Source organism: Phormidium yuhuli AB48 (genome assembly GCF_023983615.1).
In the GTDB taxonomy this organism is placed as follows: domain Bacteria; phylum Cyanobacteriota; class Cyanobacteriia; order Cyanobacteriales; family Geitlerinemataceae; genus Sodalinema; species Sodalinema yuhuli.
Genome location: NZ_CP098611.1, coordinates 3,032,853 through 3,058,544, shown reverse-complemented (window position 1 = coordinate 3,058,544; position 25,692 = coordinate 3,032,853). Strand labels below are relative to the sequence as shown.

At 53.3% G+C, this 25,692-nt stretch carries 23 protein-coding genes and 1 tRNA gene; 11 read left to right on the top strand and 13 right to left on the bottom strand.

What is annotated here, in order from left to right:
• The first annotated feature begins 142 nt into the window (after positions 1–142).
• Positions 143–1,528: an amidohydrolase family protein gene (locus NEA10_RS13085; RefSeq protein WP_252660987.1), complete on the top strand. Its 1,386-nt coding sequence runs from the start codon at positions 143–145 to the stop codon at positions 1,526–1,528.
• Positions 1,529–1,618: 90 nt separating this feature from the next.
• On the opposite strand, the gene NEA10_RS13080 is transcribed toward NEA10_RS13085, so the two are convergent.
• Complete coding sequence (locus NEA10_RS13080; RefSeq protein WP_252660984.1) at positions 1,619–2,185, bottom strand: Uma2 family endonuclease; 567 nt, start codon at positions 2,183–2,185, stop codon at positions 1,619–1,621.
• Positions 2,186–2,240: 55 nt separating this feature from the next.
• Positions 2,241–2,744 (bottom strand): DUF4112 domain-containing protein, encoded by a 504-nt coding sequence (locus tag NEA10_RS13075; RefSeq protein WP_252660981.1) that lies wholly within the window; start codon positions 2,742–2,744, stop codon positions 2,241–2,243.
• A gap of 140 nt (positions 2,745–2,884) precedes the next feature.
• Here NEA10_RS13075 and NEA10_RS13070 point away from each other — a divergent pair, with 140 nt between their 5' ends.
• Complete coding sequence (locus NEA10_RS13070) at positions 2,885–3,403, top strand: hypothetical protein (protein ID WP_252660978.1); 519 nt, start codon at positions 2,885–2,887, stop codon at positions 3,401–3,403.
• A 67-nt stretch (positions 3,404–3,470) separates the two neighbouring features.
• Here NEA10_RS13070 and NEA10_RS13065 read toward each other — a convergent pair.
• From NEA10_RS13065 to NEA10_RS13050, 4 genes are all read right to left on the bottom strand, one after another.
• A tRNA-Gly gene (locus tag NEA10_RS13065) sits at positions 3,471–3,542 on the bottom strand.
• Between the two features lie 127 nt (positions 3,543–3,669).
• Entirely contained in the window at positions 3,670–5,427 is a 1,758-nt protein-coding gene (locus tag NEA10_RS13060) for an ABC transporter ATP-binding protein (protein ID WP_252660976.1), read from the bottom strand.
• A 34-nt stretch (positions 5,428–5,461) separates the two neighbouring features.
• Positions 5,462–5,878: a response regulator gene (locus NEA10_RS13055; RefSeq protein WP_252660974.1), complete on the bottom strand. Its 417-nt coding sequence runs from the start codon at positions 5,876–5,878 to the stop codon at positions 5,462–5,464.
• Between the two features lie 145 nt (positions 5,879–6,023).
• Positions 6,024–8,600 carry a calcium-binding protein gene (locus NEA10_RS13050; RefSeq protein ID WP_309494158.1) on the bottom strand — a complete coding sequence of 859 codons (2,577 nt, stop codon included), beginning with the start codon at positions 8,598–8,600 and terminating at the stop codon, positions 6,024–6,026.
• 295 nt (positions 8,601–8,895) lie between these two features.
• On the opposite strand from NEA10_RS13050, the gene NEA10_RS13035 reads away from it, so the two are divergent.
• A complete protein-coding gene (locus NEA10_RS13035; protein ID WP_252660972.1) occupies positions 8,896–10,353 on the top strand; it encodes a phosphoglucomutase/phosphomannomutase family protein in 1,458 nt (485 codons plus the stop codon).
• Here NEA10_RS13035 and NEA10_RS13030 read toward each other — a convergent pair.
• Together NEA10_RS13030 and NEA10_RS13025 are read right to left on the bottom strand one after the other, a co-directional pair.
• Complete coding sequence (locus tag NEA10_RS13030; protein WP_252660970.1) at positions 10,350–11,033, bottom strand: ComF family protein; 684 nt, start codon at positions 11,031–11,033, stop codon at positions 10,350–10,352. The genes NEA10_RS13035 and NEA10_RS13030 overlap by 4 nt on opposite strands.
• A 123-nt stretch (positions 11,034–11,156) precedes the next feature.
• Positions 11,157–11,948: a PEP-CTERM sorting domain-containing protein gene (locus NEA10_RS13025; protein WP_252660968.1), complete on the bottom strand. Its 792-nt coding sequence runs from the start codon at positions 11,946–11,948 to the stop codon at positions 11,157–11,159.
• Between the two features lie 296 nt (positions 11,949–12,244).
• On the opposite strand from NEA10_RS13025, the gene NEA10_RS13020 reads away from it, so the two are divergent.
• Positions 12,245–14,572, top strand: a complete 2,328-nt coding sequence (locus NEA10_RS13020; RefSeq protein ID WP_252660966.1) for a putative PEP-binding protein — start codon at positions 12,245–12,247, stop codon at positions 14,570–14,572.
• Positions 14,573–14,634: 62 nt separating this feature from the next.
• Here the strand turns inward: NEA10_RS13020 and NEA10_RS13015 are convergent, their stop codons facing one another.
• The 3 genes from NEA10_RS13015 to NEA10_RS13005 form a co-directional block, all read right to left on the bottom strand.
• On the bottom strand, positions 14,635–16,239 hold the full coding sequence (locus NEA10_RS13015; RefSeq protein WP_252660965.1) for a tetratricopeptide repeat protein: 1,605 nt from the start codon (positions 16,237–16,239) through the stop codon (positions 14,635–14,637).
• A 70-nt stretch (positions 16,240–16,309) separates the two neighbouring features.
• Positions 16,310–18,640, bottom strand: a complete 2,331-nt coding sequence (pcrA, locus tag NEA10_RS13010; protein ID WP_252660963.1) for a DNA helicase PcrA — start codon at positions 18,638–18,640, stop codon at positions 16,310–16,312.
• Between the two features lie 45 nt (positions 18,641–18,685).
• The gene (locus NEA10_RS13005; RefSeq protein ID WP_445164649.1) at positions 18,686–19,651 is read right to left on the bottom strand and encodes a proteasome-type protease; all 966 of its coding nucleotides are present in this window, start codon (positions 19,649–19,651) and stop codon (positions 18,686–18,688) included.
• 151 nt (positions 19,652–19,802) lie between these two features.
• On the opposite strand from NEA10_RS13005, the gene NEA10_RS13000 reads away from it, so the two are divergent.
• From NEA10_RS13000 to NEA10_RS12975, 6 genes are all read left to right on the top strand, one after another.
• Positions 19,803–20,192, top strand: a complete 390-nt coding sequence (locus NEA10_RS13000; RefSeq protein ID WP_252660961.1) for a rubredoxin — start codon at positions 19,803–19,805, stop codon at positions 20,190–20,192.
• A 17-nt stretch (positions 20,193–20,209) separates the two neighbouring features.
• Positions 20,210–21,241, top strand: coding sequence for a photosynthesis system II assembly factor Ycf48 (locus NEA10_RS12995; protein ID WP_309494155.1), 1,032 nt, complete (start codon positions 20,210–20,212; stop codon positions 21,239–21,241).
• A gap of 117 nt (positions 21,242–21,358) precedes the next feature.
• Positions 21,359–21,604 carry a cytochrome b559 subunit alpha gene (psbE, locus tag NEA10_RS12990; protein ID WP_068788954.1) on the top strand — a complete coding sequence of 82 codons (246 nt, stop codon included), beginning with the start codon at positions 21,359–21,361 and terminating at the stop codon, positions 21,602–21,604.
• 38 nt (positions 21,605–21,642) lie between these two features.
• A complete protein-coding gene (gene psbF, locus NEA10_RS12985) occupies positions 21,643–21,777 on the top strand; it encodes a cytochrome b559 subunit beta (RefSeq protein WP_159789888.1) in 135 nt (44 codons plus the stop codon).
• Between the two features lie 9 nt (positions 21,778–21,786).
• Positions 21,787–21,909, top strand: coding sequence for a photosystem II reaction center protein PsbL (gene psbL / locus NEA10_RS12980; RefSeq protein ID WP_074162832.1), 123 nt, complete (start codon positions 21,787–21,789; stop codon positions 21,907–21,909).
• A 66-nt stretch (positions 21,910–21,975) separates the two neighbouring features.
• Positions 21,976–22,095: a photosystem II reaction center protein J gene (locus NEA10_RS12975; RefSeq protein WP_159789886.1), complete on the top strand. Its 120-nt coding sequence runs from the start codon at positions 21,976–21,978 to the stop codon at positions 22,093–22,095.
• Positions 22,096–22,192: 97 nt separating this feature from the next.
• Here NEA10_RS12975 and NEA10_RS12970 read toward each other — a convergent pair whose 3' ends face one another.
• Positions 22,193–23,998: a hypothetical protein gene (locus tag NEA10_RS12970; RefSeq protein ID WP_252660959.1), complete on the bottom strand. Its 1,806-nt coding sequence runs from the start codon at positions 23,996–23,998 to the stop codon at positions 22,193–22,195.
• Between the two features lie 64 nt (positions 23,999–24,062).
• Positions 24,063–24,413: a DUF2499 domain-containing protein gene (locus NEA10_RS12965; protein WP_252660957.1), complete on the bottom strand. Its 351-nt coding sequence runs from the start codon at positions 24,411–24,413 to the stop codon at positions 24,063–24,065.
• A 223-nt stretch (positions 24,414–24,636) separates the two neighbouring features.
• Between NEA10_RS12965 and csaB the strand changes: the two genes are divergently transcribed.
• Positions 24,637–25,683, top strand: coding sequence for a polysaccharide pyruvyl transferase CsaB (gene csaB, locus NEA10_RS12960; protein WP_252665351.1), 1,047 nt, complete (start codon positions 24,637–24,639; stop codon positions 25,681–25,683).
• The last annotated feature ends 9 nt before the right edge of the window (positions 25,684–25,692 follow it).

The following is a 25,692-nucleotide window of genomic DNA, read 5'->3' as shown; positions in this document are numbered from 1 at the left end:
TAAATATCGAAACCTTGTTATCTGCTCAAAAGTTCGCTATCTTCAGATAAGCTTTTGGCAAAACCAGGCTTTATCTTATCGCCAGAGCCAAAGAGCCAGCATTTATTTTCATTCATTGCATTGTCACTGGACAGAACAACCTATGTATGACGGACTTTTAGTCATCGATGCCGACGCACACAAAGTCGAGAATCCGATGATTTTCCGGGACTATGTGGATCCCGCCTATCGTAACCGCATTGGCATGATTGTCGATCGCCTCGGCGACCAGCGGGCCCGAGTGATGGACTACAACCCCGTCACCGGAACCACCGACTTACCCCGGATTTTCCCCAAACCCGAAGGATTTGGTAAAGGCGGCTTCCGCACCCTGCACCCGGAAACCACCCTCGGCGCCTTGTTTAACAGCCGCCGCATCGAAGACATGGACCAAGAAGGGGTTGACGTTCACGTCATTTACGGAACCTTTAACCTCACCTTCTCCAGCATCTTCGACAAAGACCTAGCTGTCGCCTTGTGCAAAGCCTACAACGACTACATGGCCGAAGATTGCCGTAAATGGGGCGATCGCCTCAAACCCATCGGCGTCGTTCCCCTGCAAGACGTGGATGAAGCGGTCAAAGAAATGTATCGCTGCGTCAACGAACTGGGTATGGTTGGGGTGGCCACCTCTCCCAACATCCCCATTCCCCATCCAGCGGCCCCCAATGCGTTCCCCGAAGTGCGCACCTGCAAACATATCAGCCACCCGGACTTCTACCCCCTCTTTGAAGCCGCCGTCGATCTCGACATCGCCCTCGGCTTACATGGTGGGCCCGGTTCTGACATGGTCGGTGGAATCGCCGATCACATGGAAACCTTCGTCCTCAACCACATCTTCGTCCAGCGCAACCAGCAACAAATGGCCATGGCGCGGATGGTGTTTGATGGTGCGTTTGAGAAATTCCCCACCCTGCGCATTGGCTTCGTCGAAGGCGGTTGTGGTTGGCTTCCCGACCTCTCCCACTCCTTCCACGAACACTGGGAAAAACGGATTCGTGACTTCGACCCCAAAAACCCCTACCAACCCTCTCTCAAAGAAGTCACCGAACTGATGATTAAAGAACGGGGGAACAGCGTCAACATCTTCAGCCAGGTGAAAAACCTGTTTGATATGTTGTGGACTAAGGAGAAAGACCCCCGCAACATCGACGACGCCAGTCTCTACGAACACTACGATTTACGTCATCGCGACCCGATGGAGTATTTTGAACGGGGACAAATCTTTGTCACCTTTGAGTCTGACGACCCCGGTCCGGCCTATCTTGCCCAAGCCATGGGTGACGTGGGTAAACGAGTGGCTTGTTTCTCTGGGGACTATGGTCACTGGGATGGTGTCCTTCCCAACTGTGTCCGCGATGCCGCGACGGTGGCGGACTACGATCGCGACCACTTAGCGGCCCTTCTCGGTGGAAATGCCTTGGCCCTGTATGGCGATCGCCTCCGCAACTCCATCCCCAATTTCCAAGAAGCCACGGTGACCGCGTAAGTTAACGCTTTAACACCACAGTTTTTCAGTTTTTACTGAATCATCCCTCTCCTCAACTCAGGGGAGGGTTTTTTTCGCTCTTCCCCAGTCTCAAAACATCAACAACTCAAACACTTGGTTCACAGAAATCTCCCAACTGCCGAAACAGCTTAACACCGGCACAATCTCCGACTCCGCCTTAACACTGGGGAGGCGATCGCCCCGAAAGACCATAATTAACCGTTCTTGCGGATCGATACACCAACCCAGTTCCGTACCTTGATTGAGGCAAAAGATAATTTTATCCATCACCCGAGTCTGATTTTGTCCAGGAGAGAGAATTTCAATCAGCCAATCGGGGGCAATTTTAATCTGATTCTCCACCTCTCCCCGCTCATCTACAGGAATACGAGACCAATTAAACACCGAAATATCAGGAACAAGAGAACGCCCACCAATCGTCACCCTCAACTCCGGAAACGCATAAGCTAATTTTGCAAACTTACCCCGTTCATTGATAGTAGATGCCAACTCAATTTGTAGCTTACTACCTTTCCCCTGGGGCATCTCTTTCTGATAAATCTTCCCATCAATATACTCACAAGCCGGTTCTGTCTCAGGTAACTCCAAAAACTCAGCCAAAGACAAAATTTTCGACGAATCTAAACCCCAAATCATCTCTCTCTCCTCCTCTAACTCCGTGTCCTCTGTGACTCCGTGGTTCCCCCTCCCCTCACCCCCAAACACGACCCATCAACCATCCCAACAAAAGCACCATCAGCAGCAATCCCAGCAGCAACAGCAGGACCCCCCCAAACACCACCAACAGCACAAATTTCAGACTCACCGTCCGACCCGGACTCGGACTGCCAATATACCCCTCCAATAACCGCATATTGCGGATATTCCCCTTCCAAGTCGCATCAAAAATGTTTCCCAGAACCGGAATCACCCCAATAATCGTTTCCGCCAAAATGTTATAAATCATGGTGAGCAGAACCTTCCGAGACACCCCCAACTTCACCGCATTTAAGATAATATACCCCGACAAAATCGCCCCAGCGACATCCCCCCAAACCGGCACTAACCCCAAAATTGGGTTAATCCCAATGCGATAGCCAGTCCCCGGAATAGGAATGGAATTATCGAGAATGTAACTGACACGGTGGAGGCGATTGACAATGCGGCGGTCATACTTCAGATTGTCTGTTGGCCGAGAGTCGGTGGAATGAGTCATGGGGAGGCCCGGTGAGATGCTGAGGGTATCTATCCTCTACTGTGCCATAGATGAGTCTGGACAGCGGCCCTGAGCCATCTCATCCCTGGCCCTGAGTCCGCTAAGTTACAATCGGAAGGTTCCAGCTTACCCAAGAATCAATGTCTATTTTTGAAAAAATTTCCAGTGCTTTTAACGACCCCAATTTACAAGCCAATGTGGGCCAGGTGACCAGTATTGTTAGTACCCTTCAGCAAAGTGGTAGCAGTCAGGGACTTAACGCCAACACCAGTCAGGTTCTGCTGTCGTTGGTGGGGAAACAGGTTCAGTCTAGCCTCAAGTCTAAATGCGACAAGGAAGGAACGGGAACCGTCCAAACTCTCATTGAACAGTTTGGGGGTAATAATCCCAACCTGCAAGCGGTTCAAGCCTTACTCTCTCCCCAACAACAGCAGGAGGTGGTCTCGGAAGCTAGCCAAAAAACGGGGGTCAATGCCAGTCAAATTCAGGCCCTGCTGCCGGTTTTAGTGCCCCTGGTCCTGAATTTGCTCAAATCCGGCAATTCCTGTAAGGACGCCAAATCTGGCACTAACCCCGTTTTGATGGACTTCCTCTCTGGGGATGGGGGAATGAATGTAAGTAATGCGATTAGTCTCGCCAGTCAGTTTCTCAATCGTTAGCCGGGATGATGGCAAAAAATCCCCCCAACTTTGGGGAGTTGGGGGGATTTCGTCGAAGCGGTTTAAAAGCGGGTGACGCGATTCGAACGCGCGACATTCACCTTGGCAAGGTGACGCTCTACCACTGAGCTACACCCGCAGGACGCTCACTTGCGTTTGCGTGATTACCATCATGGCAAATCTATCGGGAAATGTCAACCCCTTTGCTCAATTTTTTGGGCAGAGGATTGGTCCTGGGGAGCGATAGGGGCCTGAGACCAGACCGCTCAATGGAACTGTTGGGCATAGAATTGGGCGTAACGGCCATTGGCGGCTAGGAGTTCGGGGTGGGTTCCTGACTCAATCAATTGTCCCCGTTCCATGACAAGGATGCGATCGGCCCGGCGGACGGTGGCGAGGCGGTGGGCGATAATTAACACGGTGCGATCGCAGGTAATCCGTTCTAAGGCTTCTTGCACTAAGGCTTCAGATTCGGAGTCCAGGGCGGAGGTGGCCTCATCTAAAATCAGGATAGTGGGATTGAGTAACACGGCCCGGGCGATCGCCAACCGTTGCCGTTGTCCACCTGAGAGGGTCACCCCCCGTTCTCCCAAGAGGGTAAAATAGCCATTGGGCAGGGCCGAGATAAACTCATGGGCATTGGCCACCTGGGCCGCCTCCATCACCTGCTGAATATCAAACTCCTCCTGGCCAAAGGCGATATTCTGGGCCACCGTCCCGGCAAACAAGACCGTATCTTGAGGCACAATGCCAATTTGTCGGCGTAAACTCTTGAGCGTCACCTGACTCACATCCACCCCATCCAAGAGAATTTGACCCCGTTGGGGTTGATAGAAGCGAGGAATGAGATTGACGAGGGTGGATTTGCCCGCCCCCGACGCCCCCACCAGGGCAATGGTTTCCCCGGGGAAAATCCGTAAATTGAGCTGATCTAAGACCCATTTGGGGGTCTTAGGCCGGTCACCGGTGGCAGACTCATAGGCAAAACAGACCCCCGAAAACTCTACTTTGCCCGTCAGCGGGGGTAGGGCGATCGCCCCAGGGGCCTCCTGAACCGAAGGCTGAAGCGTGAGTAACTCAAAGATGCGATCGACAGACGCTTCCCCCTGTTTAAACTCATTGTAATTACTGGTGACCAAGGAAATGGGGTCAATCAACATGGCCACCGCCGCAATATAACTGACAAAGCCGCCTCCCGTGAGATTTCCTTGGGAGATTTGCCAGGCCCCGAGAAAGAACAGCAACAGCACACTCATCGCTTCGAGGAATCCCACCACCACAAACTGAAGGGCCTTCAGTTGTTCCGCCCTGTATTTCGTGCGTCGATTGAGATCCGCCGCCTGGGAAAAGCGATAATTGGCAAAATCTTCCGCCGCAAATCCCTGAACCAAACGCATTCCCGCAAACAGTTCCGTCAAGAGGGCCGCTAAATTCGAGATTTGCTGTTGACTGCGACGGGACACCTGCAAGAGGCGATCGCCAAACCAGCCAATCAACCCCGCCATCACCGGGGCAATCACAAACGTCGCCAGGGTTAACTGCCAATTCAGCCAAACCATATAGCCCAGAACCACCAGCAATTGCAAGACACTGGGCAGAAACTGGTGAAACACCTTATTCACCACTTCCCCAATGCGATCGACATCCTCCGTGAGGCGATAGGAGAGGTCTCCAGTTTTAGCCGTGGCAAAATAATCCAGACTCAGGCGTTGTAAATGGGCGTAAGTTTGACAGCGGACATCAAACGCCGTAGCGAACGCCGCCCTAGCCATTAACGCATCCTGGCCATATTGAACCAGCCCGCGCAACAAAAAAATCAAGGCACTCCAAGCCGCCAACCGGGCAATTCCTTCTACATTGCCCTCCCCAATATATTCAGCCACCCGTCCCGCCAGCCAGCCGAGGAGGGGCCAAAAGAGAGTAAATCCTAACGTACAGGCGATCGCAGCGGTAATGGTGCGGCGATGAGGACGTAAATAGGGCAGTAGTTGCCGGTAACTCGACGGTGGCGCAGATAAGGTCAAAAGAACGGTCAACCCCAGGAACATCCCCTTAAGTTTATTCCACCGTCTGCCGTCGCGTCATCTGACAACTACTCAACGCCTCAGATATCGTTTTCAGACTCACCGGCTTGGTGACAAACCCTATCATCCCCACCGCCTCACAGGCCTCCTCATACTCCGGGAGGACATTAGCCGTCACCGCAATCACCTGAGGACGTTCCGGGGGAGACCATTCCTCAAAAATTCGTTCCGTCGCCTTAATCCCATCCATCTTAGGCATTTGAATATCCATCAGGATGACATCATAGACCCTGTGGCGAACTGCCTCCACCGCCTCTAGACCATTATTTGCCACATCAGCCTCATATCCTAACCGTTTCAACAACCGCAACAGCACCTTCTGATTGACGAGATTATCTTCCGCCAAAAGTATACGCAATGGGTGTTGCTGGCTAAAAGTATCATCCATCATTGGGGAAGGAGTCAAAACAACCATGGCTTAAAAAGACAACTCCTACTGTACACCAATTGTTTAGTTCCTCTGGATCAGTCTGCCAACTCCCAGAGAACGTATCTGCTAAATTGCTAGCAACCCGAAGCCACATTTGTGAACTCACCTAACTAAACAAAAACTCCGTATTTTCTAGCGCCGCCACATTTCCCACCACCAGGGGAGTTTCCGGTGCCGAGAAGTTATCCCCCACTCGTAAACTTGGGATATCACTGGTTGCTGCCGCAACATAGACTGAGAAGCCTGGAGAATCTGCCGCAAACACATTATCTAACAACTGAACCTGATCCGGATCCGGAATCTGCGTCCCAGCGGTTAACAATAATGACCCAGTGAGATTATCGCCACTAAAGCCACTCACCGTATTTTCCCGAATCAGCAAGTTTTGGAAATTGCCCGTCCGTAGGGTAATTCCCCCATCCGTGCGTCCTCGACCAGCCCCTGACTCTCCCATAATCGTATTACCCGAGAGCGTAATATCCTCTAGAGGATTACCCGCATCCCCCGTCCCTGAGAGTTGAATACCCGATCCGCCCCCAGCTGCAACATTGAGCCTGTTATCAGAAATTGTACTGCCAATTAATAAATCGGCCACAATCCCATCACTATTAGCCTCTGTCCCCACAACATTGACCCCATTCCCCGTTACCCGAGCATCGCTTAAATTGCTTAAACTGATGCCAAAGACCTCAATGGCATTAAACTGATTATTGCGAATTTGAGTGCCACTGCGGATTTCCCCGGGACGAACTGAGAGTCCCACTTCTTCAAATACATTGTTGAGAATGCGCAGATTGTTACCGGTATTGTCTCCATTCACCCCTTCGGTGAACCTCAACCCATCAAGGGTTACCCCATTAGCATTCACCTGAACCGTTGCCGTAATCTCCGACTCATTCCCTCGGTTCGCGTCTCCTGGGGTTCCCGCGTTGGCCCCTCGTAAGGTCACCGACTCAGATAACAGCAGGGGGTCATCATAGGTCCCCGGGGCAATGCGGATGGTATCCTGACCATTGCCGACACTAATATCCTGGGCATTGCCAATTTCGGGATCCTCTAACGCATCAACAATGCGACCATAAACCCGCACCGTACCCGAGTTCCCGGCATCCGTCTCAATGCTGATGTCTAAATAGGTGCTGGTATTATCAAACGCACTTACCCCAGTACTGGTTAGGGTAATGTTGCCCTGGTCGTCAATGGTAACAGCATCCTCAAGACTGTCACCACCATCTGTTTCCACACCGATGACACTGAAGCCAGCTGCATCTAGGGCCGCCACCTGGCCAATGACTCCGGACCTGTTGGCCACCAGTAACTCTGCCCCTCGCAGTTGAGGCGTTGTGGTTAAATTGGCATCAGGATCCGTCTCCTCTGGGTCATCATCATCGAGTCCATTCCCATTGTCAATCTCATCAAAAATAGGAAGGTCACCAACCGCCGGGGCAAAGACAGCCTCGGTGAGGTTCGCGATGGGAACCCCTCGCAAAATGGCGATGACGGAATCGGAGCCTCGCCGAGTAATCACGGCATCATTAACATTCAGCCCCGTTCCTTGGCGGATGTCGATATCCTCAAAGGTCAACAGTCCCCCCAGGAGTAAGCGATCCTCTTCAGCACTGTTGAAGTCAAGAATCACGTCAAAGCCCGGTTTATCGATGAGAACAAAACTATCGGCCCCGGCCCCACCATGGAGCGTGTTATTCCCTAAACCTCCCACCAGATAATCATTCCCCTGGCCGCCCGCTAAGAAATCATTACCGCGATTGCCAAAGAGGGTATCATCCCCTTGATTGCCAAACAGGACATCATCCCCTTGTCCACCATAGATAATATCGTCACCATCCCCGCCGGCAATGGTATCGTCACCGGCATTGCCAAAAATGGTGTCATTGCCGTCATCCCCAAAAATGGTATTGCGGCCATCGCCACCAAAAATCAAATCACTGCCCCGTCCCCCAAAAATGACGTTGGCCCCCGACCCCCCAACAATGGTATCGTTGCCAGCATTGCCAAAAATGGTGTCATTGCCGTCATCCCCAGATAGGTAATCATTGCCAGGACCTCCCACAATGACGTCACTGCCTCGTCCCCCAAAAATGGTGTCATCGCCATCACCCCCAACGAGGGTATCGTCACCGCGATTGCCGGCAATAAGATTATTCCCCTGGTCTCCATAGATTAGGTCGTTGCCACTGCCGCCGCGAAGTTGGTCGTCTCCCAGTCCGCCAAAAATCGTATCACTGCCCCCGCCGCCAATAATGACATCTTGACCGGGACCCCCAGCGAGAATGTTATTCCCCCCAGTGCCGAAAATGGTGTCATCGCCGTCAGTCCCTCGGATAATATCGTCTCCACTCCCACCCACGAGCGAGTCATTGCCTGAGCCGCCGATGATGGTGTTTTGTCCCGACTCCCCGAAAATGACATCATTGCCGCCATCTCCAGAGAGGAGGTCGTTCCCGGGACCGCCGAAGAGGGTATCATTACCGCTGCCACCGAAGAGGGTATCATCCCCTTCGTTACCGAACAGAACATCATCTCCCGGCCCCCCTGCGATGACATCGTTGCCAGCTAAGCCAAAAATGGTATGGTTCCCGGCACTACCGACGATGGTATCGTCGGCGTCGGTTCCGCTAAACAGAGTGTCCTCTTCCGCTAGGGCAATATTCAGTCCAGCCATGTCCAATACTCTCTCACACTTGGTGTCCCACAGGTCTGTTGTCGAGGGTGTCCCAATGGGTCAACGCACCGGGGATACAGATCCGGGGCGGGGAACCCTAACACGTTAACACGACGTGCTACATTGCTGTTGGGTTGCCGATCGCCGCAATGAAATTCTAACCTGTTCTTCTTCTGTTGGGGATGTCACAGGGATTCTCAACTCTTCTAGGGGGTTAGGAATCGCCTAGAATTTGATTGATTAAGCTTTAGCCGTCTGAGTGAGGGAAATTGTAGCTGTGTCTCATCCGACTTCTATGCCGTTTCATGTTAATCCGATCCACTTTGGCACTGATGGTTGGCGCGGAACCATTGCTGCTGATTTTACGTTTGAACGGGTGGCACAGGTGGCCCCAGTGGCGGCGGCTGTGTTAGAACGCCATTATGGTCACTCGGCGCGATCGCGTCAGGTGGTGGTGGGGTATGACCGCCGCTTCATGGCGGAGGATTTCGCGCAATTGGCGGCAGATTGTTTGCTGGCCGCCGGCTTTGATGTGTTACTGTCTGAGTCCTATGCCTCAACCCCGGCCTTTAGTTGGGCGGCCCATCATCACGGAGCGTTAGGGGCGATTGTGATGACGGCCAGTCATAATCCGGCTCGTTATTTGGGCCTAAAGGTGAAAGGGGCCTTTGGGGGGTCGGTATCGCCGGAGGTGACTCAGGAGATTGAGGCCCGCTTAAACTCTGGGGAGGGGGTGACCGCGCAACAGCCGGGAACCTTAACCCGCTTTGACCCCTGGACTGACTTTTGTGCCGATTTACGGACTAAGGTGGATATTGAGGGGATTCGCCAAGTGTTACAGTCGGGCCAGTTGACGGTGTTTGCTGATGTGATGCACGGGGCCGCCGCTGGGGGTCTGGCTAAGATTTTAGATGCCCCGATTCAGGAACTCAATAGCGATCGCGACCCCCTATTTGGCGGCGGGGCCCCGGAACCCCTGCCGAAAAATCTGGCGGGGTTATTTGAGACTATTAAGGGTCATCGTCTCAATAGTCAGGGATTAGCGGTTGGCTTAGTCTTTGATGGGGACGGCGATCGCATTGCCGCAGTGGACAGTGAGGGGAATTTTCTCAGTTCCCAGGTTCTCATTCCCATTCTCATGGAACATTTGGCGGTGCGCAAGAACCTCTCGGGGCAGATTGTGAAAACGGTCAGTGGTTCGGATTTGATTCCCCGTTTAGCTAAACTCTATGGGTTGCCCCTGTTAGAAACCCCCATTGGCTTTAAATATATTGCCGATATCATGCTCACCCAGGATGTCTTACTCGGTGGGGAAGAGTCGGGGGGAATTGGCTATAACACCCATATCCCTGAACGGGATGCCCTATTGTCAGCGTTATACGTCCTAGAGGCGGTGGTGCAATCGGGTAAGGGACTGGGATTACTCTATCGGGACTTACAGGAGAAGGTTGAGTTTGTCTCTATGTATGACCGTATTGATTTGCCCCTCGCCAGTATGGCCGTGCGTCAGGCGTTAGTGGATGAGTTGGAACAGCATCCCCCTGAGGAGATTGCCCAAACAGCCGTTGAAAGTTGTCAAACCACCGATGGCTACAAGTTCCGTTTACAAGATGGCCGTTGGCTGTTGGTGCGCTTTAGTGGCACGGAACCGGTGTTACGTCTCTATTGTGAGGGGCCAAGTATGGAACAGGTGCGTCAAACCCTCAACTGGGCCCGGGATTGGGCCCAAGGGATAGAAGCCTCGATGGCTTAGGGAGTCGATCTGGACCGGGATGGGCCCTGGGTTTTGGCTAACGTGGCCACTCCCGCCACGGGAATCTGATGCTGCTGTAACAGGGCGATCGCCTCCCGAGTCGTGCTTCCGGTGGTGTAAATGTCATCGAATAGCAACACTGGATGACGGGGAGGCCGACGTTGAAATGACTCCCCCAGGGCGATCGCCCGCTGTAGGGTTTGCTGCCGCTGTTGGGGAGTTAAGCCGTAGAGGGCTTGGGTATTTTTAACTCGTTTCAAGCCCTTCGGCGCCAAAGAAAAGCCCGTCAAATGACAAAAATATCTCGCCAAGCATTCAGCTTGGTTAAAGCCCCGTTGACGCTGTTTTTCTGGGTGCATGGGGATGGGAACAACCACCAGGGACTTGGGCAAACCGGGGGACTGCTGCCAAGTTTCCCCCATGCGATATCCCAGAGGACGGGCCAGTTGAGGCTGATTCTCGTATTTGAGGGCGGCGATGGCTCGTTTTAGGTCTCCCTGATAGATTCCCCAGGCAAATAAGGGTGGGGTTCCTTGCCATTGCTGAACACTTTTGGGCTGTTGACAATCATTGAGGCGGCGTTGACAGGCCAGACAGAGTTCATCTCCCTGAAGGGGGCGATCGCACAGGGGACAATTAGAGCGCAAAAATAGGTCAAGAACTGAATTAAGCAGACGCACCCTATTTAACTCCGCTAAGTCGGCTATCTTGAGTGATTGTACGCCTTAGGGGGACATCCTTAAAAACGCAGATGGGCGATCGCCCCAAAACAGCGATCGCCCTTCTACCTAACTCTCAACCAACTAGCGGCGCTGGCGTTTGCGGGTAGCCACTAAAGAGCCAGCCATGGCACCTAAACCTAGGATGAGGCCGGGTTCAGGAACATCCTTCCTCATCCGCACATGAACCACCATATCTTGATAATCCCAGTCTGCATATCGGCGACCCTCTTGTAGGTCTTCAAAGGCAATCAGGAGGTCACCCGGAAGAAAATTGACCTCGCTGCCGTTAATGTTAAAGGTCGTATTGTTACCCCCATAAATCACGGCATGTTGATTCCCCTTGATATTCAGAGCATGTTCTGTATAGAACGTTGTCCCGTTTTTGTTCGTGAGATAGAAGCCAAAATAGCTCCCTAGACTAGCTATCTCCGTTTGAGTCAATGCCTTCGCTAACACCCCACTGTCAGAGCCACTAAAAATTTCAATCAGGTTGGTTGGTCTATTGTTCTCATCCCGCTCATCCCGAGCATAGACCCCAAAACTGTTGTAGTCCTTGAATCCAGCAATTTCAAACATGAGCGTTGAGAGAAGACTGCTGGTGGGAAAGTATTCCTGGGCTAAAAAGTCGTAAACATCAATTCCGGGACCGTCGGTGGTATAAAAGTCCAATTCTGACTGCAAACTACACTCAGCCGTTTGGCAGTCTTTACCAGAGCCTTTCCCGAACTCATCATTGGTCGGACCAAAATCATTAATCGGGTTAAGAGGGCCGGCAATAGCTGGGTTAGCTCCCAACACTAATCCCCCCAGGGCGATCGCGGCACCAGCCGTTAGGGTCAAGGTTTTTTGGCTTAAGGTTGTCATCGTTTTCATAATAGGCTCCTTGTTTAGACTTACGCAATTACACTGATATGCTGATGAGTCTCACTATAACCACTGTCCGGAAAACTAGGGAGGTTTTACGGAAAGGTTTACCAAGTCTTTAAAAAAAACCTGAAAATATCCGTCCTATAGCCAGTTTTATATAGGAAGTGTGAAGCCCATCGGGCCCCACTCCTCTTTGTAACGTATCAGTAATATTACTGAACTAGGTTTCTACTGCCATTCGAGCCAAAGAGCAAGACAGCGCTACAATCAACAGGAAAGAGATCGCCAAACTTCCCAATTTTGTGGCCGACATTTTTCAACTCACTGCCTCCTCAGACGTTCCCCGACAGTGGTTAGGCGATCGCGCCTACCACCTAAGTCAGCTCGCTGCCCAGCAGGCGCCAATTCTCCCCGGTGTGGTCGTCTCAGGCAGATTGCTACGAAACATCTGGGAAGAAACCCCCTGGCGTGAACCCCTGCTGGCAGAACTCTCCCACAGCACCCTACATCTCAACCCCAAGGATGCCCGTCAACTTCAGGGCCTAGCCCAACATATCCGTCAGGCTCTCGTAGAAGTTGAACTGGCGACGGAGCATCTGGAGACTCTCGTGGAGGAAACACAGCAGCTCAATGCCCAATCTCTCATCTTCCATCCCTCCTTATATATTGACGACCCCGAGAACAGCCAAAGGTCATCGCGGCTGTCATCGGAGCTAGTTGCCCTGTTCGACAGTCATGGGAGTGGCGGCGATCACGATAACGGCACGCGGCACAAGCCAGACCAGCTCAGTCAGACCCTAAAACAATCCTGGGCAGAACTCTTCCGGGCCCGCAGTCTCTTCTATTGGCAAAGGGCCGGGATTTCCCTGGACCAAATCTATTTAGCCATTCTCATCCAACCTCTCGAACCCACCCTAGTCTCAGGACATCTCCATGTGCGATCGCCCTTGATGGAGGTGACCGCTACTCGTGGTCTCCCCCAACCCCTAAGTCAGGGCTGGACTCATCCTGAACGCTGTCGCCTAGAAATTGATAGTGGTGCTATTCGTCAACAGGACTGTGCCAGTTCCTTCTGCTATCATCAGCTCAACCCCAGTTCCAGTGCGATAGAACTCGTGGCCATCAACTCCGAGGAACACCCAGGCTCTATCCTTGACCCTGAGCTATTACAGCGGTTACATCAACAGGGTCAACGCCTGTACACTCACCTCAAAGAACAGGCGGATCTCGAATGGGTCTTAACCTCCCCTAGCCCGGAGGTGGAACCAACCTGGTTTATCAGTCAATATTACCCCCAAGGCTGTTCTAATTTGCGTTGGCCAGATGTCAGTCCACCCCTGGGCGATCGTAGCACTCTGCCAACAACTCGCCGCCAGGGCATCGGGGCCTCGACTGGCCAAATCCAGGGGATAGTCTGCCTCCTGAAGGATGCTGTCAAACTGACCCACACCCAGGAGCAACGGACCAACCCTTCCCCTCAAATCTTGGTCGTTCCTGACTTTGAGCCACAACAGTCTCCCCCCTGTCATCAGATTGCTGGCCTCATTACAGAACAGGGAAGCCGCACCAGTCATGGGGCAATTTGGGCCCGAGAGTTGGGCATTCCTGCGGTAATGGGAGTGGCGGGGATTACCGCTGAGGTGATCTCGGGACAAGGGATTTATTTGGATGGCGATCGCGGTCAGGTTGAGATTAACCCCCCACCAACCCGTTTGCTCGGCTCAGCCTCCTCCGGTTTACCCTCTCCCCTAACTCTGATGTCCCAGGCCTCTCCCATTCATGGAACTCAACTATTCCTCTGCGCTAGTCAGCCCCATCTGGCGACCACTCTGGCTCAATTTCCCGTCGATGGTGTGGGCCTCATTCGTTCAGAATTGCTGGCCCAGGCCCTCTCTCTAACTCAAGGGTCCCCGCAAGAGCGTCCCCAATGGCTCAGCGAGGGATTACTCACCATGGCTAAAGCCTTTGCTCCCCGTCCCCTCTACTATCGCAGTCGGGATGGGGGGCGGCCGGGACAGGCCCTGGGGTTGCGGGGGACTCTAGGATACCGCCATGATGCCACAGGATTTGAGGAAGACCTCACGGCCCTGGTGCGAGTGCGGGAGGCCGGATATGACAATGTTCATTTAATTTTGCCTTTTGTCCGTTCCGTAGCAGAGTTCAAGGACGCCAAACAACGGCTTCAGCAGCGAGGCTTGGATGGCTCCGATGGCTTTCAATGTTGGCTGATGGCGGAAGTTCCGTCGGTGGCGGTGTTGCTAGAGGACTATGTGGCGGCGGGGGTGCAAGGTGTGGCCATTGGGAGTCATGATTTAAGTCAACTGATTCTGGGGGTCGATCGCGATGACCCTCAGGTGGCGGATCTGTTTGATGTCACTCATCCAGCGGTGTTAGAGGTGATCGCCCGTTTGGCCGCTTCGGCGCGGCGGCTTCAGATTCCCTGCACCCTCTGTGCGGATTCTCTACCCCCTGAGTCCCGCGATCGCGCTCTGGAGGCGTTTGTCCGTTGTGGGGTCACGGGGTTGTCCGTTAGCCCTGAGCATTTGCAACGTCAGGCCTGGGCGATCGCTCGGGCGGAACGGCGATTGCTTTTAGATGGGTTTTGGGGGGAAGAAGGCAATAGGCAATAGGCAATAGGCAATAGGGGGAAGAAGGCAATAGGCAATAGGCAATAGGCAAAGGCATCTGGGGGCTAGATGGCTCGTTTGTTGGCTTCGATCGCTTCGGCGTAGCGGCCGAGTTTTTGGAGGACGATGCCTTTGTTCATCCAGGCTTGTCGATCGTCGGGTTGATGTTCGAGAATCGTATCCCAGGTGCTGTTGGCATCTTCCCAGCGATGTAGCTGTTGTAGGGTCTGGGCCCGGAGGCGGTAGGCTTGGAGGTCTTCGGCATCTAGGTCTAGGAGGCGATCGCAGGCGCTTAGGACCTCTTCAAATTGTTCGAGGGCCTGATAGTTTAAACTCCGTTCTCGCCAGAGTCGGGCATCGTTGGGGTTGAGGGCGATCGCCCGTTCGAGAAAGCGTAGGGCAGCATGATAGTTTTGTGTTTGTGCCTGGTCTTGAGCCTGGCGGTACAGTTCCTCCAGGGTCTGTGCGTCAGTGGCACTATCCCGGGGACGATTGGGGTCTGGCTCAAGGACAGAGGCTTTGAGATCCCCTGAAGCGGCTTTGGGCTGTTTACCTTGCTCTAAGCCTAGGGCGCGATTATTAGCTTCAATGGCTTCTTCATAACGACCCAACTTCTGGAGGGCAACCCCTTTATTAATCCAAGCATCTCGGAAATAGGGATTCAGCTCCAAGGCCCGATCCCAACTGTCGATCGCCTCCTGCCAGCGTTCTAAACTGGCCAGGGCCACGCCACGACGAAACCAAATATCAGAGTCATGGCGATCGAGTTCTAGGGCTTTGTCCCAGGTGGCGAGGGCGTCATCCCAACGCTGAAGTTGTAAGCCTAAGGCTACCCCTCGATGAATCCAAGTCTGGATATCGTCGGGGTTGATGGCGAGGGCCTTATCCCAACTCTCTAGGGCCGCTTGGGGGCGTTTCATTTCATGTTGCAAATCTCCCAGATGACTCCAAGCTTCGGCGGAGTTGGCATCAAGTTGGACGGCTTGCTCGTAGGCCAGCAAAGCCTCCCGAAACCGCTTCAGTTCAGCCAGGGCATCGCCACGATAAATGAGGGCCCGTAGGTTCTGGGGGTCTAAGTCTAAGACTCGATCAAACCCTAGTAAGGCGGCTTCGTTATTTTCCTGATTGAGTTGTTCCAGGGCACGCTCCATCCAGCGTTGAGCTTGGGCTTGATGCTCCTCTGTGGGGGTGCTGAGGCCTGGTTCAGGTTGGCTCTGTGAGCTGTGGGGGTCTGAGGGGGGGGCTGAGTCGTGGGTTGGTGTGGGGGCAGAGGTTGGGGTGCTCGTGGATACCCCGGCTTGATCACAGAGTTTCCGCCCAATCTCCCCAGCTACCGTGGCCAGATGCCGTGAACTGACTTGACTCAGGGCCACCAGTCGCTGGCCGAGTTCCCCTTGGGGGCGACCGTCGAGCTGGCGGGCCTGGTCGAAGCGGTGCAACCAAGCAATCCAATGGTCATCGGAGGCGCGATCGCCCAACACTTGGAAAAATCGCTCCACTTTAACCCCCGTCCAGCCCTGATGGACCCCATCGAGAAGTTGCAGGAAGTAGTATTCACATTCGCTGTCGCTCAGGGGAGAGCGGGACGGTTCGGCAGGTTCTTGAGAGGCTGTTTTGCCGAACAGGCCTCGAAAAAAGTTGATAATCCCCTGTACAATCCGCCTCAGCATGAGTTTTCTATCTCGTGTAATCTAACTTTCATTGATTTTAGGGGGGATTTGGACGTTGCGATCGCCCGATTTACAGTCGTTGCATGGGTTCGTGTTTGGGATCGAGGATTTTCTGGCCGGCCCGGGCAAACTTCACCGCTAAGGAAAGTTTGGGGGCTTTGCCGAAAATCATGGAGACTTCCCCTAAGCCAAAATGCTCATGGACAATGCGATCGCCCACCTTCCAATCTTGGCTCAGTTGCGCCCCCTTCAACGAGCCAGACCCTTTACTCCGGACTGAGGATGCCCGTTGTCTGGGGGCGGTGTTCCCTTGAATAAACTCCCGTGGCAGTTCCCCCAAAAATTGCGAGGGGGCGGCGGTTTGGATTTGTCCCCACAGACTACGACTGAGAGCATGGGTGAGAAAGAGTTGTTCCTGGGCTCGGGTAATTCCCACATAGCAGAGTCGCCGTTCTTCTTCCAGGGCCCGAGGATCTTGTTGACTGCGATAGTTGGGAAACAGGCCATCTTCAAGTCCCACCAGAAAGACCACAGGAAATTCTAAGCCCTTGGCCGAGTGCAAGGTCATCAAAGACACTGCCGCTTCCCCCTCGTCAAGGTTATCTAAATCTGAGGCTAAGGAGGCACTGGCCAGGAAACCACTGAGAGAGGTGTCGTCACTGTCTTCGCCATATTGCACTAGGGCGTTGTACAGTTCTTCCACGTTCTGACGACGGTTGTCGGCTTCGTCGGTTCCTTCTTGTTTCAGGGACTCGATATAGCCAGACCCCTCAATCACCGCCTCAAAAATTTCCCTAGCCTCGATTTGGTCGATCTGAGCCTGTTGCTCTTGGATCAGTTGCACAAATTCTAAGATGCGCTTAGCCCGAGACCCCGCCACGGTTTTAATGGAGGTTTCATCACTGATAATGTCCCAGAAGGGAACGTTCAGTTGTTGGGCTACGCTGTCGATTTTGCTGAGGGTGGTCTTGCCGATGCCCCGTTTGGGGACGTTAATCACTCGCTTGAGACTGACACTATCAGAGGGGTTGACAATGACGCGCAAATATGCTAACACGTCTTTGATTTCCCGGCGATCGTAAAACCGTAAGCCGCCAATCATCCGATAGGGAATTTTGCGCTGGACAAGCAACTCTTCAAAGCTGCGGGATTGGGCGTTGGTGCGGTAGAGGATGGCAAAATCACCCCAGTTGAGTTCGGGATTTTCTCGAATGAGGGTGGCCATTTGCGAGGTGACAAAATCCGCCTCTTCGCGATCGTCATCGGCGCGATAGATACAAATGGGTTCCCCCTCGCCTCGGGTGGGCCGTAGAACTTTATCAATGCGTTCGCTATTGAGTTCAATGAGGCTGTTGGCCACCTCTAGGATGGTTTGGGTGGAGCGATAGTTTTCCTCCAGTTTGACCATGGTTTGGGTCAAATCGTCCTCTAAGCCATCGCCGAAATCATCCTGAAAGTCTAAAAGGATGGTGAAGTCGGCCATGCGGAAACTATAGATGGACTGATCCACATCGCCGACGACGAAGACGGAGCGTTTTTGCCAATCTTCAAACTCGCGGGGGGTTTGACCGTTGGTGGCCAACAGACGAATCAGGTTGTACTGGGTGCGGTTGGTGTCTTGATATTCGTCAACCAGGATATGGCGGAATTTATCATGCCAGTATTGCAACACATCGGGGTTCTGTTGGAAAAGCTCCACGGGAACGCGGATGAGATCATCGAAGTCGAGGGCGTTGTTGGCGGCCAGTTGGTCTTGGTAGGCGCGGTAGACTTCGGCGATGGTGCGTCCTCGATAGCCGGGGTCGTTTCGTTCGAGTTGCGCGGGGGACCAGCCTTTGTTTTTGGCGTTGCTGATGGCGTAGCGGACGCTTTTGGGGTTGAATTTGCGATCGTCGAGGTTGAGTTGGTTGACGACAATTTCTTTGACGAGGGCGTGAACGTCGGATTCATCGAAAATGGTAAAGGACCGCGTCCATTGTCGGCCGTTCTCGTCTCGATATTTATTGATGTCAAAGCGCAGGATTTTGCCGCATAGACTGTGGAAGGTGCCAATCCAGAGGGGTTTGATGTAGGTGCGCCAAACTCGCGATCGCAGTTGGGTTTGTTCCGCCGCCTCCAGGACTTCTAAGGCTTTTCCGTGGGTGTTGGCGGCTAAGGTTTGGGCGAATAGGGTTTCGACCCGGGCTTTCATTTCTTTGGCGGCCTTGTTGGTGAAGGTGACGGCCAAGATTTGCTCAGGGTCGACCCGATGTTTGAGAATTAAGTTGGCGACACGATAGGTCAGGGCTCGAGTTTTCCCTGATCCGGCTCCTGCAACCACCAGAAGAGGGCCCCGATGATGTTCAACGGCGGCTCGTTGGGAGGGGTTGAGTTGGCGCAGAAAGTCAGAAGTCGCAGTCATAGTGGCAGGGTGGAAGGGGTCACAGGGGGGAACGCTGGGGAGAGGTTAGTCGATTAAGACTTCCTGTTTGTTGGCTCCGACGTCATCTTGCCATTCTATCTCGGGCATTTCTTCAAAGGTTTTACGGACGGATTCTTCCCAGTAGCGGCGAATGGTTGCCAGATAAGGGCTCCCAAGTCGTAGCCGCAGTCGATGGTGAATCTCAAAGCTATCTCGTTGGTACATCAGCACGTTGAGGGGCGGCCCCACGGAAATATTGGATTTCATGGTGGAGTCGATGGAGAGAACGGCGGCTTTGACAGCTAGATGCAGGGGGGTGTCGTAATGGAGGACGCGATCGAGAATGGGTTTGCCGTATTTTGTTTCGCCGATTTGCAGGAAGGGGGTTTCTGGGGTGGCTTGGATGAAGTTCCCTTGGGAATAGACAAGGAAGAGTTGCGGGTCTTCTCCCTGAAGTTGTCCTCCAACGAGGATATTACATTGAAAGTCGATGTTATCCCGTTCTAGCCAGGGCCGATCAATCTCTTGGATTTCCCGCAGGGTGCTGCCAATGTAGCGGGCTACTTCGTAGAAGTTGGGTAGGGTATGGAGGTTACGATCTTTGTTCTGTTTGATATCTTGCCGTAGATGGTTCATCACCGCTTGGGTGATGGACAGACTCCCACTGGTGCAGAGGACAATGGTGCGATCGCCCGGAATGCAGAAGTCAAAGAGTTTTTGATAGGTAGAAATATAATCGACCCCGGCGTTCGTGCGGGAGTCAGCCCCAAAAATCAGTCCATGATGGTTAATAATTCCTAGGCAGTAGGTCATAGATGGTATTGGTATAAAGACTTGAGGTTCTGTGGCGGCCGCTTGCCGCTCCATTTTACCGTCAACGGTCTCCCCCAGGTCTTCGCCTGGAGCATTAGCATTCCCTGACAAGCTGAGGAGACTGCCAATTCTGAGAATTTCCTGACGGGATGGCAGGGCCCAGTTCGGGGTCAGCAGCGCAAGAAGCAGAGGCTGCAACCCTGACTGAATCAGGAATTAGAGCCATTAGAGCCAAAATAGGTTGCCGAGAGATTCGGTGATGGACTTCATCTATGTCATAATAATTAACAGATTTTTAAGACTTGGCTGATTCACGTTAGCTGACAGACCCCCTTGCAATTGCGAAGTCATGGATACTCAAGAGTCCAACGAGCTGCAACCTGAACAGGAGGCACAAACGGAACAAACGGAGCAACAAGCGTCTCCCCCAGAACGCGATCGCTACGAATGTCTTGCCTGCGGCTATGTCTATGAGCCGGGCCTCGGTGACAATAACGGGAACATCGCCGCTGGAACGCCGTTTATGGAGATTCCCGAACGTTGGCGTTGTCCGGTTTGCGGTGCGCGTAAACAGTCCTTTGCCAATGTTGGGCCTAAGGGGACTGCCTCTGGCTTTAAGGAAAACTTTTCCTATGGCTTCGGTGTCAACACCCTGACACCAACGCAAAAAACCTTACTGATTTTTGGCGGTTTAGGTCTAGGGGTCTTGTTTATGTTGAGTCTCTATGGCTTAGGTTAACGTTCCCAAGGGTCCTTGTGATTATTGAAAAAACTGCGACGACGATGAATGCTATGCTGCACCGTTTGAAATCAATCGCGATCACAATCGCGGTGGTCTTTTTGCTGGCAGGCTGTCAGTCTCTCCCCGGCTTAGAGGTCAATCCTTGGGTGGTGCAATCTTTGCCAACGGAATCCACCTTCGCGGATGTGGCGTTTACGGACGACTTATCCCGAGGTTGGTTGGTGGGAAACAAAGGAACCCTGTTTGAAACAACCGATCGGGGTCAAACCTGGAAGGCTCAGGCTTTGGAGTTAGAGGGTGAGTCCGTCACCTTTGATTCCATTAGCTTTTATGGCAATGAGGGCTGGATTGTTGGGGAACCGGCAATCTTACTCCATACCCTGGATGGGGGAGACCACTGGAAGCGCGTCCCTCTGAGTGATAAGCTGCCCGGAAGTCCTCGTACTATTGTAGCCACAGCCCCCCATTCAGCGGAGATGACTACCAGTGTTGGGGCGATTTATCGCACCAGCAATGACGCTCAAAACTGGAAAGGATTGGTGGAAGAGGCCCTGGGTATCTTTCGTAATATTTCCCGCTCCCCCGATGGAAGTTATGTAGCGGTGTCCTCGCGCGGTAACTTCTATTCCGTCTGGGATAATGAGAGTCAAACCTGGCAACCCTTTAACCGTCACAGTGCGCGACGGTTACAGAATATGGGCTTTACCCCTGATGGCAACCTTTGGGCGTTGGGACGGGGTGGAATGCTTCAATTCGGTGATGCTCACGATCCCGAAGCCTGGGAAGACCCCCAATATCCTGAGTTTTCTACCAGTTGGGGACTGTTGGATCTGGTTTATCAAACTCCAGAGAAGGTCTGGGCCGTCGGTGGAAGTGCCAACTTGCTCTATAGTAACGATGGGGGTGAAACCTGGCTCAAGGATCGTCAGGTCGAGAAGGTTCCCTCCAACTTCAACCGGGTTAAGTTTATTCAGCCGGATCTAGGATTTGTCCTCGGACAACGAGGAACCTTGCTGCGCTATGACCCTAGCCAAGAGATGACGTGATCCGTTCAGGCAACCGTTCCTAAAGGACTGGGTGCGGTTGCTTGTAGGTGTCTCGTTGTTTTTGTATCATAGATCGTAGATTTTTTTAACACTGTCGAGAGGAGGATTTTAACAAACATGGCAGGTACTACTGGAGAACGTCCGTTTTCAGATATTATTACCAGCGTCCGCTACTGGTTGATTCATGCGGTAACCATCCCCATGCTCTTTATCGCGGGTTGGTTTTTTGTGAGTACCGGCTTGGCCTACGATGCTTTCGGAACGCCTCGTCCGGATGAGTACTACACCAAACAACGGCTGGAATTGCCGATCGTCTCCGATCGCTTTGAAGGCCGTCAGCAAATCGAACAGTTTATCAAATAACTGCATTCCTGCTTTTTTTTAACGAGAGGTTTTTAACCATGACAAATCGCTCCCCATCTGAACCCGTTACCTATCCCATTTTTACGATTCGCTGGGTTGCTGTTCATACTTTGGCAGTTCCTTCAGTCTTCTTCCTCGGCGCGATCGCCGCGATGCAGTTCATCCAACGTTAGGATTTAATAATGCCAACTCGTCAAAAGAACCCGAACCGCCAGCCAGTCGAACTCAATCGTACATCCCTGTACTTGGGTTTACTTCTGATTTTTGTGCTAGGTGTGTTGTTTTCGAGTTACTTCTTTAACTAGATCCAATCTTTGGCTCTAGTGAGTTCACTCATCAAGTTACACGACGTTAAACCAGGAGAATTGATTATGTCTGGAGATGCAAGAATCCCCCTCTGGGTTGTGGCCACGGTGGCTGGAACTGGGGTGTTAGCCGTTGTTGGACTCTTTTTCTATGGCGCCTATGTGGGCGTTGGTTCCGCGATGTAGAGTTGAACGGGATTGGCTCAGGATTGACTGATTTAAATCCCGATTTAGACTTGACAAAAAAGCCCTCCTATGATAAGGAGGGTCTTTTTTTACTGGGTTAACTGTCGGATTTACCGGTTAGGGGCAAACTGGGGAGGCCCGGAGGTGCGACACACCGGGCGATCGCCACTTTGTAACTTTCTCGCTCCCTATCCATATCCACAGCGATGGCCTCAAACTGTAGGTGAACCCCTCCCTTCGGAATGGTTAAACGAATCATCGATTCAACCAGACCATCCTCTACTGGGAAAAAGTCCGTCAGCCAACGGGGACCATCGAGGAGCTGTTGATTTTGGCGATCGTGAATCCAGAGTTTCACATAAACCCGTTGGGGAGTCTGTTGCAGCCGCACTCGAATCAGAGCCGGACGACCCACCGCCAAGGTATGGGTGGGAACAATCAACTCAGGAGTGGGAACTGGGGTTTCGGGAGAGGGGGAGGCTGCCAGTTGGGGGACCGGTGGGGGCGGAAGGCTCGGCTCGTCATCCACGACCACTTCTGAGGCTTCCTCTAAGGAAGACTCAAACTCACGCCCGAGACTAAAGGGGTTCGTCTCATTGACCTGTTCAGCGTGAGCAGTGAGCCATTGCGAGAGATCTTCGTTCTTGGCGATGTCATTGAGCCGGGAACTGAAACGACTGGGGGCCAATTCTGCCTCTAAACTGGGGGCGATCGCCTCAGCCGAGGCGTCAGGGGATGGGTTGGTTCCTTCCAAGGCCTCCTGGGACTCTGATTCCAGGTTAGAATCCAGTTCAGCATCAGCTAGGGGGGCCGGGTTCAGGGGTTGCTGAACTGGCATATCGGAGGAACTCGGCGGTAGCAATTCGCCGAAGGGATTTTCCAACGTATCGGGGAGAGGTTTGCCAAAGCTGGGGAGATCCAGAGGCTTTTGACCCGAAGATTGACCGAGATTCAGACGGGGAGGAAGGGCTTTTTCCGCCTTGGCCGGGATAGCAGGATCCCTGGCGGCTGCGGGGGGGAGAGGACGCTGACGGGGGGGGACTTGAGGCTGCGATCGCTCAATCAAAGAGCGGTCAATCTGGCCATCGGCCAACTGATCTAATAGGGTCTCTAAACGAGTGGTCACCACAAACGACTGTTTCGCTAAGACCGTGGGAACCACATTACACAGCACCACCTCCCCTAGAATCAGACGGCTGTGACAAGATTCAGGAATGGTGACCGGGTAGGAAAAGTCAATTGAGCCAGTTTTTGCGGGCAACAGGCGTTGTAGGGTGGTGACGACATGGAGACTCTGGGGTTCTCGCAGACGAATCCGTAGGTGTAAACCGCAGAGGGAGACGGAGTCATCAGAGACTGAGGAGATACGCCCCGATAAGACTAAGGGTTCCCCCGTCTGGAGACGATAATTGTCTTGGGCTAATTTTAATTGGAGCTCTAACGCTTGGGGTTCGGGGCTGAGGGCATTGCGGCTGGGGGCGGACTCTTCTATGACCTCTGGGGTTCGTGACTCGGGGAGTTCGGCCACGGGAGGTTCAGGATGGGCCTCAATCTCGGGATGTACATGAAGACGCACCTGTCCTTGAGGCGGTGCATCGGGACGATCGCGCCTCAGGGCCGCCAGGGAACAGGAGAGGGACCAAAGCCCCACTTTTAAGTCAGTGGCGGGTAAGATTAACACCGTTCCCTCGTCATCGGTTTGGCGAGTGCTGCGATAAAACTGGCCCGCTTCCTCGGACTCAGGAGGAGACTCGTAGCGAACACAGACCTCGGTGAGCGCGTCCCGAGCTTGCGATCGCGCCACCACCCGGTAGCGTCCCGGACTGAGGCGGGTTTTTCCGTCCGCTAACGGAAGCCAAATGCGATCGCCCTCTCGTTGAATTAAAAAGTCCCACTGTTCCATAATCTACCTCCCGCTCACAGCTTGCCTCAACGTCAACTCGTAACCCCTCAGTCTTGACCGCATTCTAGGACTCATCTGCCACGTCCGGGCAATTGAGAGGGGGTTGAGTGCCCTCGATTCCCTGACGCGATCGCCGCCAAATCCAAGCGGCGGCTAAACAAACGGTGCAATTCCCTACAACCGTCATTGACGCTTGAAGGGTCACTAGCCATTCTAACCGTTGCGCATTATCAAAAAAGTGCCAGGTGCAGGCACACATTGCCCCCACCAAGGCCGGCAGCATCGCGACCGCTAATCCTTTCCAGGCGGGATTGCTCAACTGTTCCCCATAACGCCAAACCAGCCAAATGGCCGCAATCCATTCGATAACACTCGAAACATGAACCATCCAGGTAGGAATTGAAAGGGCGTGCATAGGGCAAGTTAAAGACAACGTTAAATCTTGCTTAGTTTAAGGCAAAATTTAATGGAGTCCAAGGCAATGTTATAAGTCGTTTCACGAGCCAGGGGGCCAGGGTTCCCCCAGTGAGTCTCCGGGAGGGACAGTCTGCCGTCTGCTTCTGAGTTTGTTGTAGGCTAGGGAAGGCAAGGCGTTGACCCCAGCCTGGGGCACTCAACCCCTCTCGACGATGCAAGACATGGCAACTGAACGAGCCGTCCTCTGTGGCTACTATGGTATGGGAAATATGGGAGATGAAGCTCTCCTGGCTTCCCTGTTAGAGATGTTACCCCCTCACATCACGCCGGTGGTGCTATCGGGGAATCCCCAGTTTACCCGCGATCGCTATGGGGTCGAGGCCATTCCTCGCAAGGCGGCGTTTGAGATTTTACCCAACCTCCGCTCAGCCGGGAGTTTTATTTGGGGGGGCGGAAGTCTGATGCAGGACAGCAGTAGCGCCCTCAATCCCTTTTATTATGGAGGCTTGATGGGCTTGGCTCAACAGTTGGGCTTACGCACCATTGCCCTGGCCCAAGGTCTCGGCCCCCTGCGGCGACCCTGGACTCAAGCCCTGACTCGTCGCTGTCTCCTTGGTTGTGATGCTGTGACCGTGCGCGATCGCACCTCAGCCTCTCAACTCCATAATTGGGGGATTCCCTTCACCCTGGCCCCCGACCCGGTCTGGGCCCTGGAGTCGCGATCGCCCAAAGGCTTCTGGGATTTACCCGCCCCGCGAGTGGCGGTGGTGTTACGCCCCCATCCTCTGTTAACCCCCAGCCGCTTGGACCGGCTCATTCAGGCCCTGGCCGCCCTACAAACCGCCACCGATGCGGCGATTGTTTTAGTTCCCTTCCAACCCAGTCAGGATTTGCCCCTCGCTCGCACAATTTACAGCCAACTCTCGGAAAAATGTTATCTTTGGCAATCCGACGACCCCCGTGCCTTAAAGGGGCTATTTCGCGGCGTTGAGATGGCTATTTGTATGCGACTCCATGGCTTAATTGCCGCCGCCTCGGAAGGCTGTCGCTGTTGGGGACTCAGTTATGATCCTAAGGTGAGTCAGGTCTTGGCGGAATTTGATCTCCCCGGTTGGGAACTTGCCGATTTGCCCCAGGAGTCTACCACCATTAGTCAGGCCTGGCTTGAACACTATGCTAACGGAGATCCCCTCTCCCAAACTCGTCTTCAAGCCACCATTGACCGGGCCCGATTGCATCAGGAAGCATTGGTTCAGGCACTACTGTGAAACCGACTT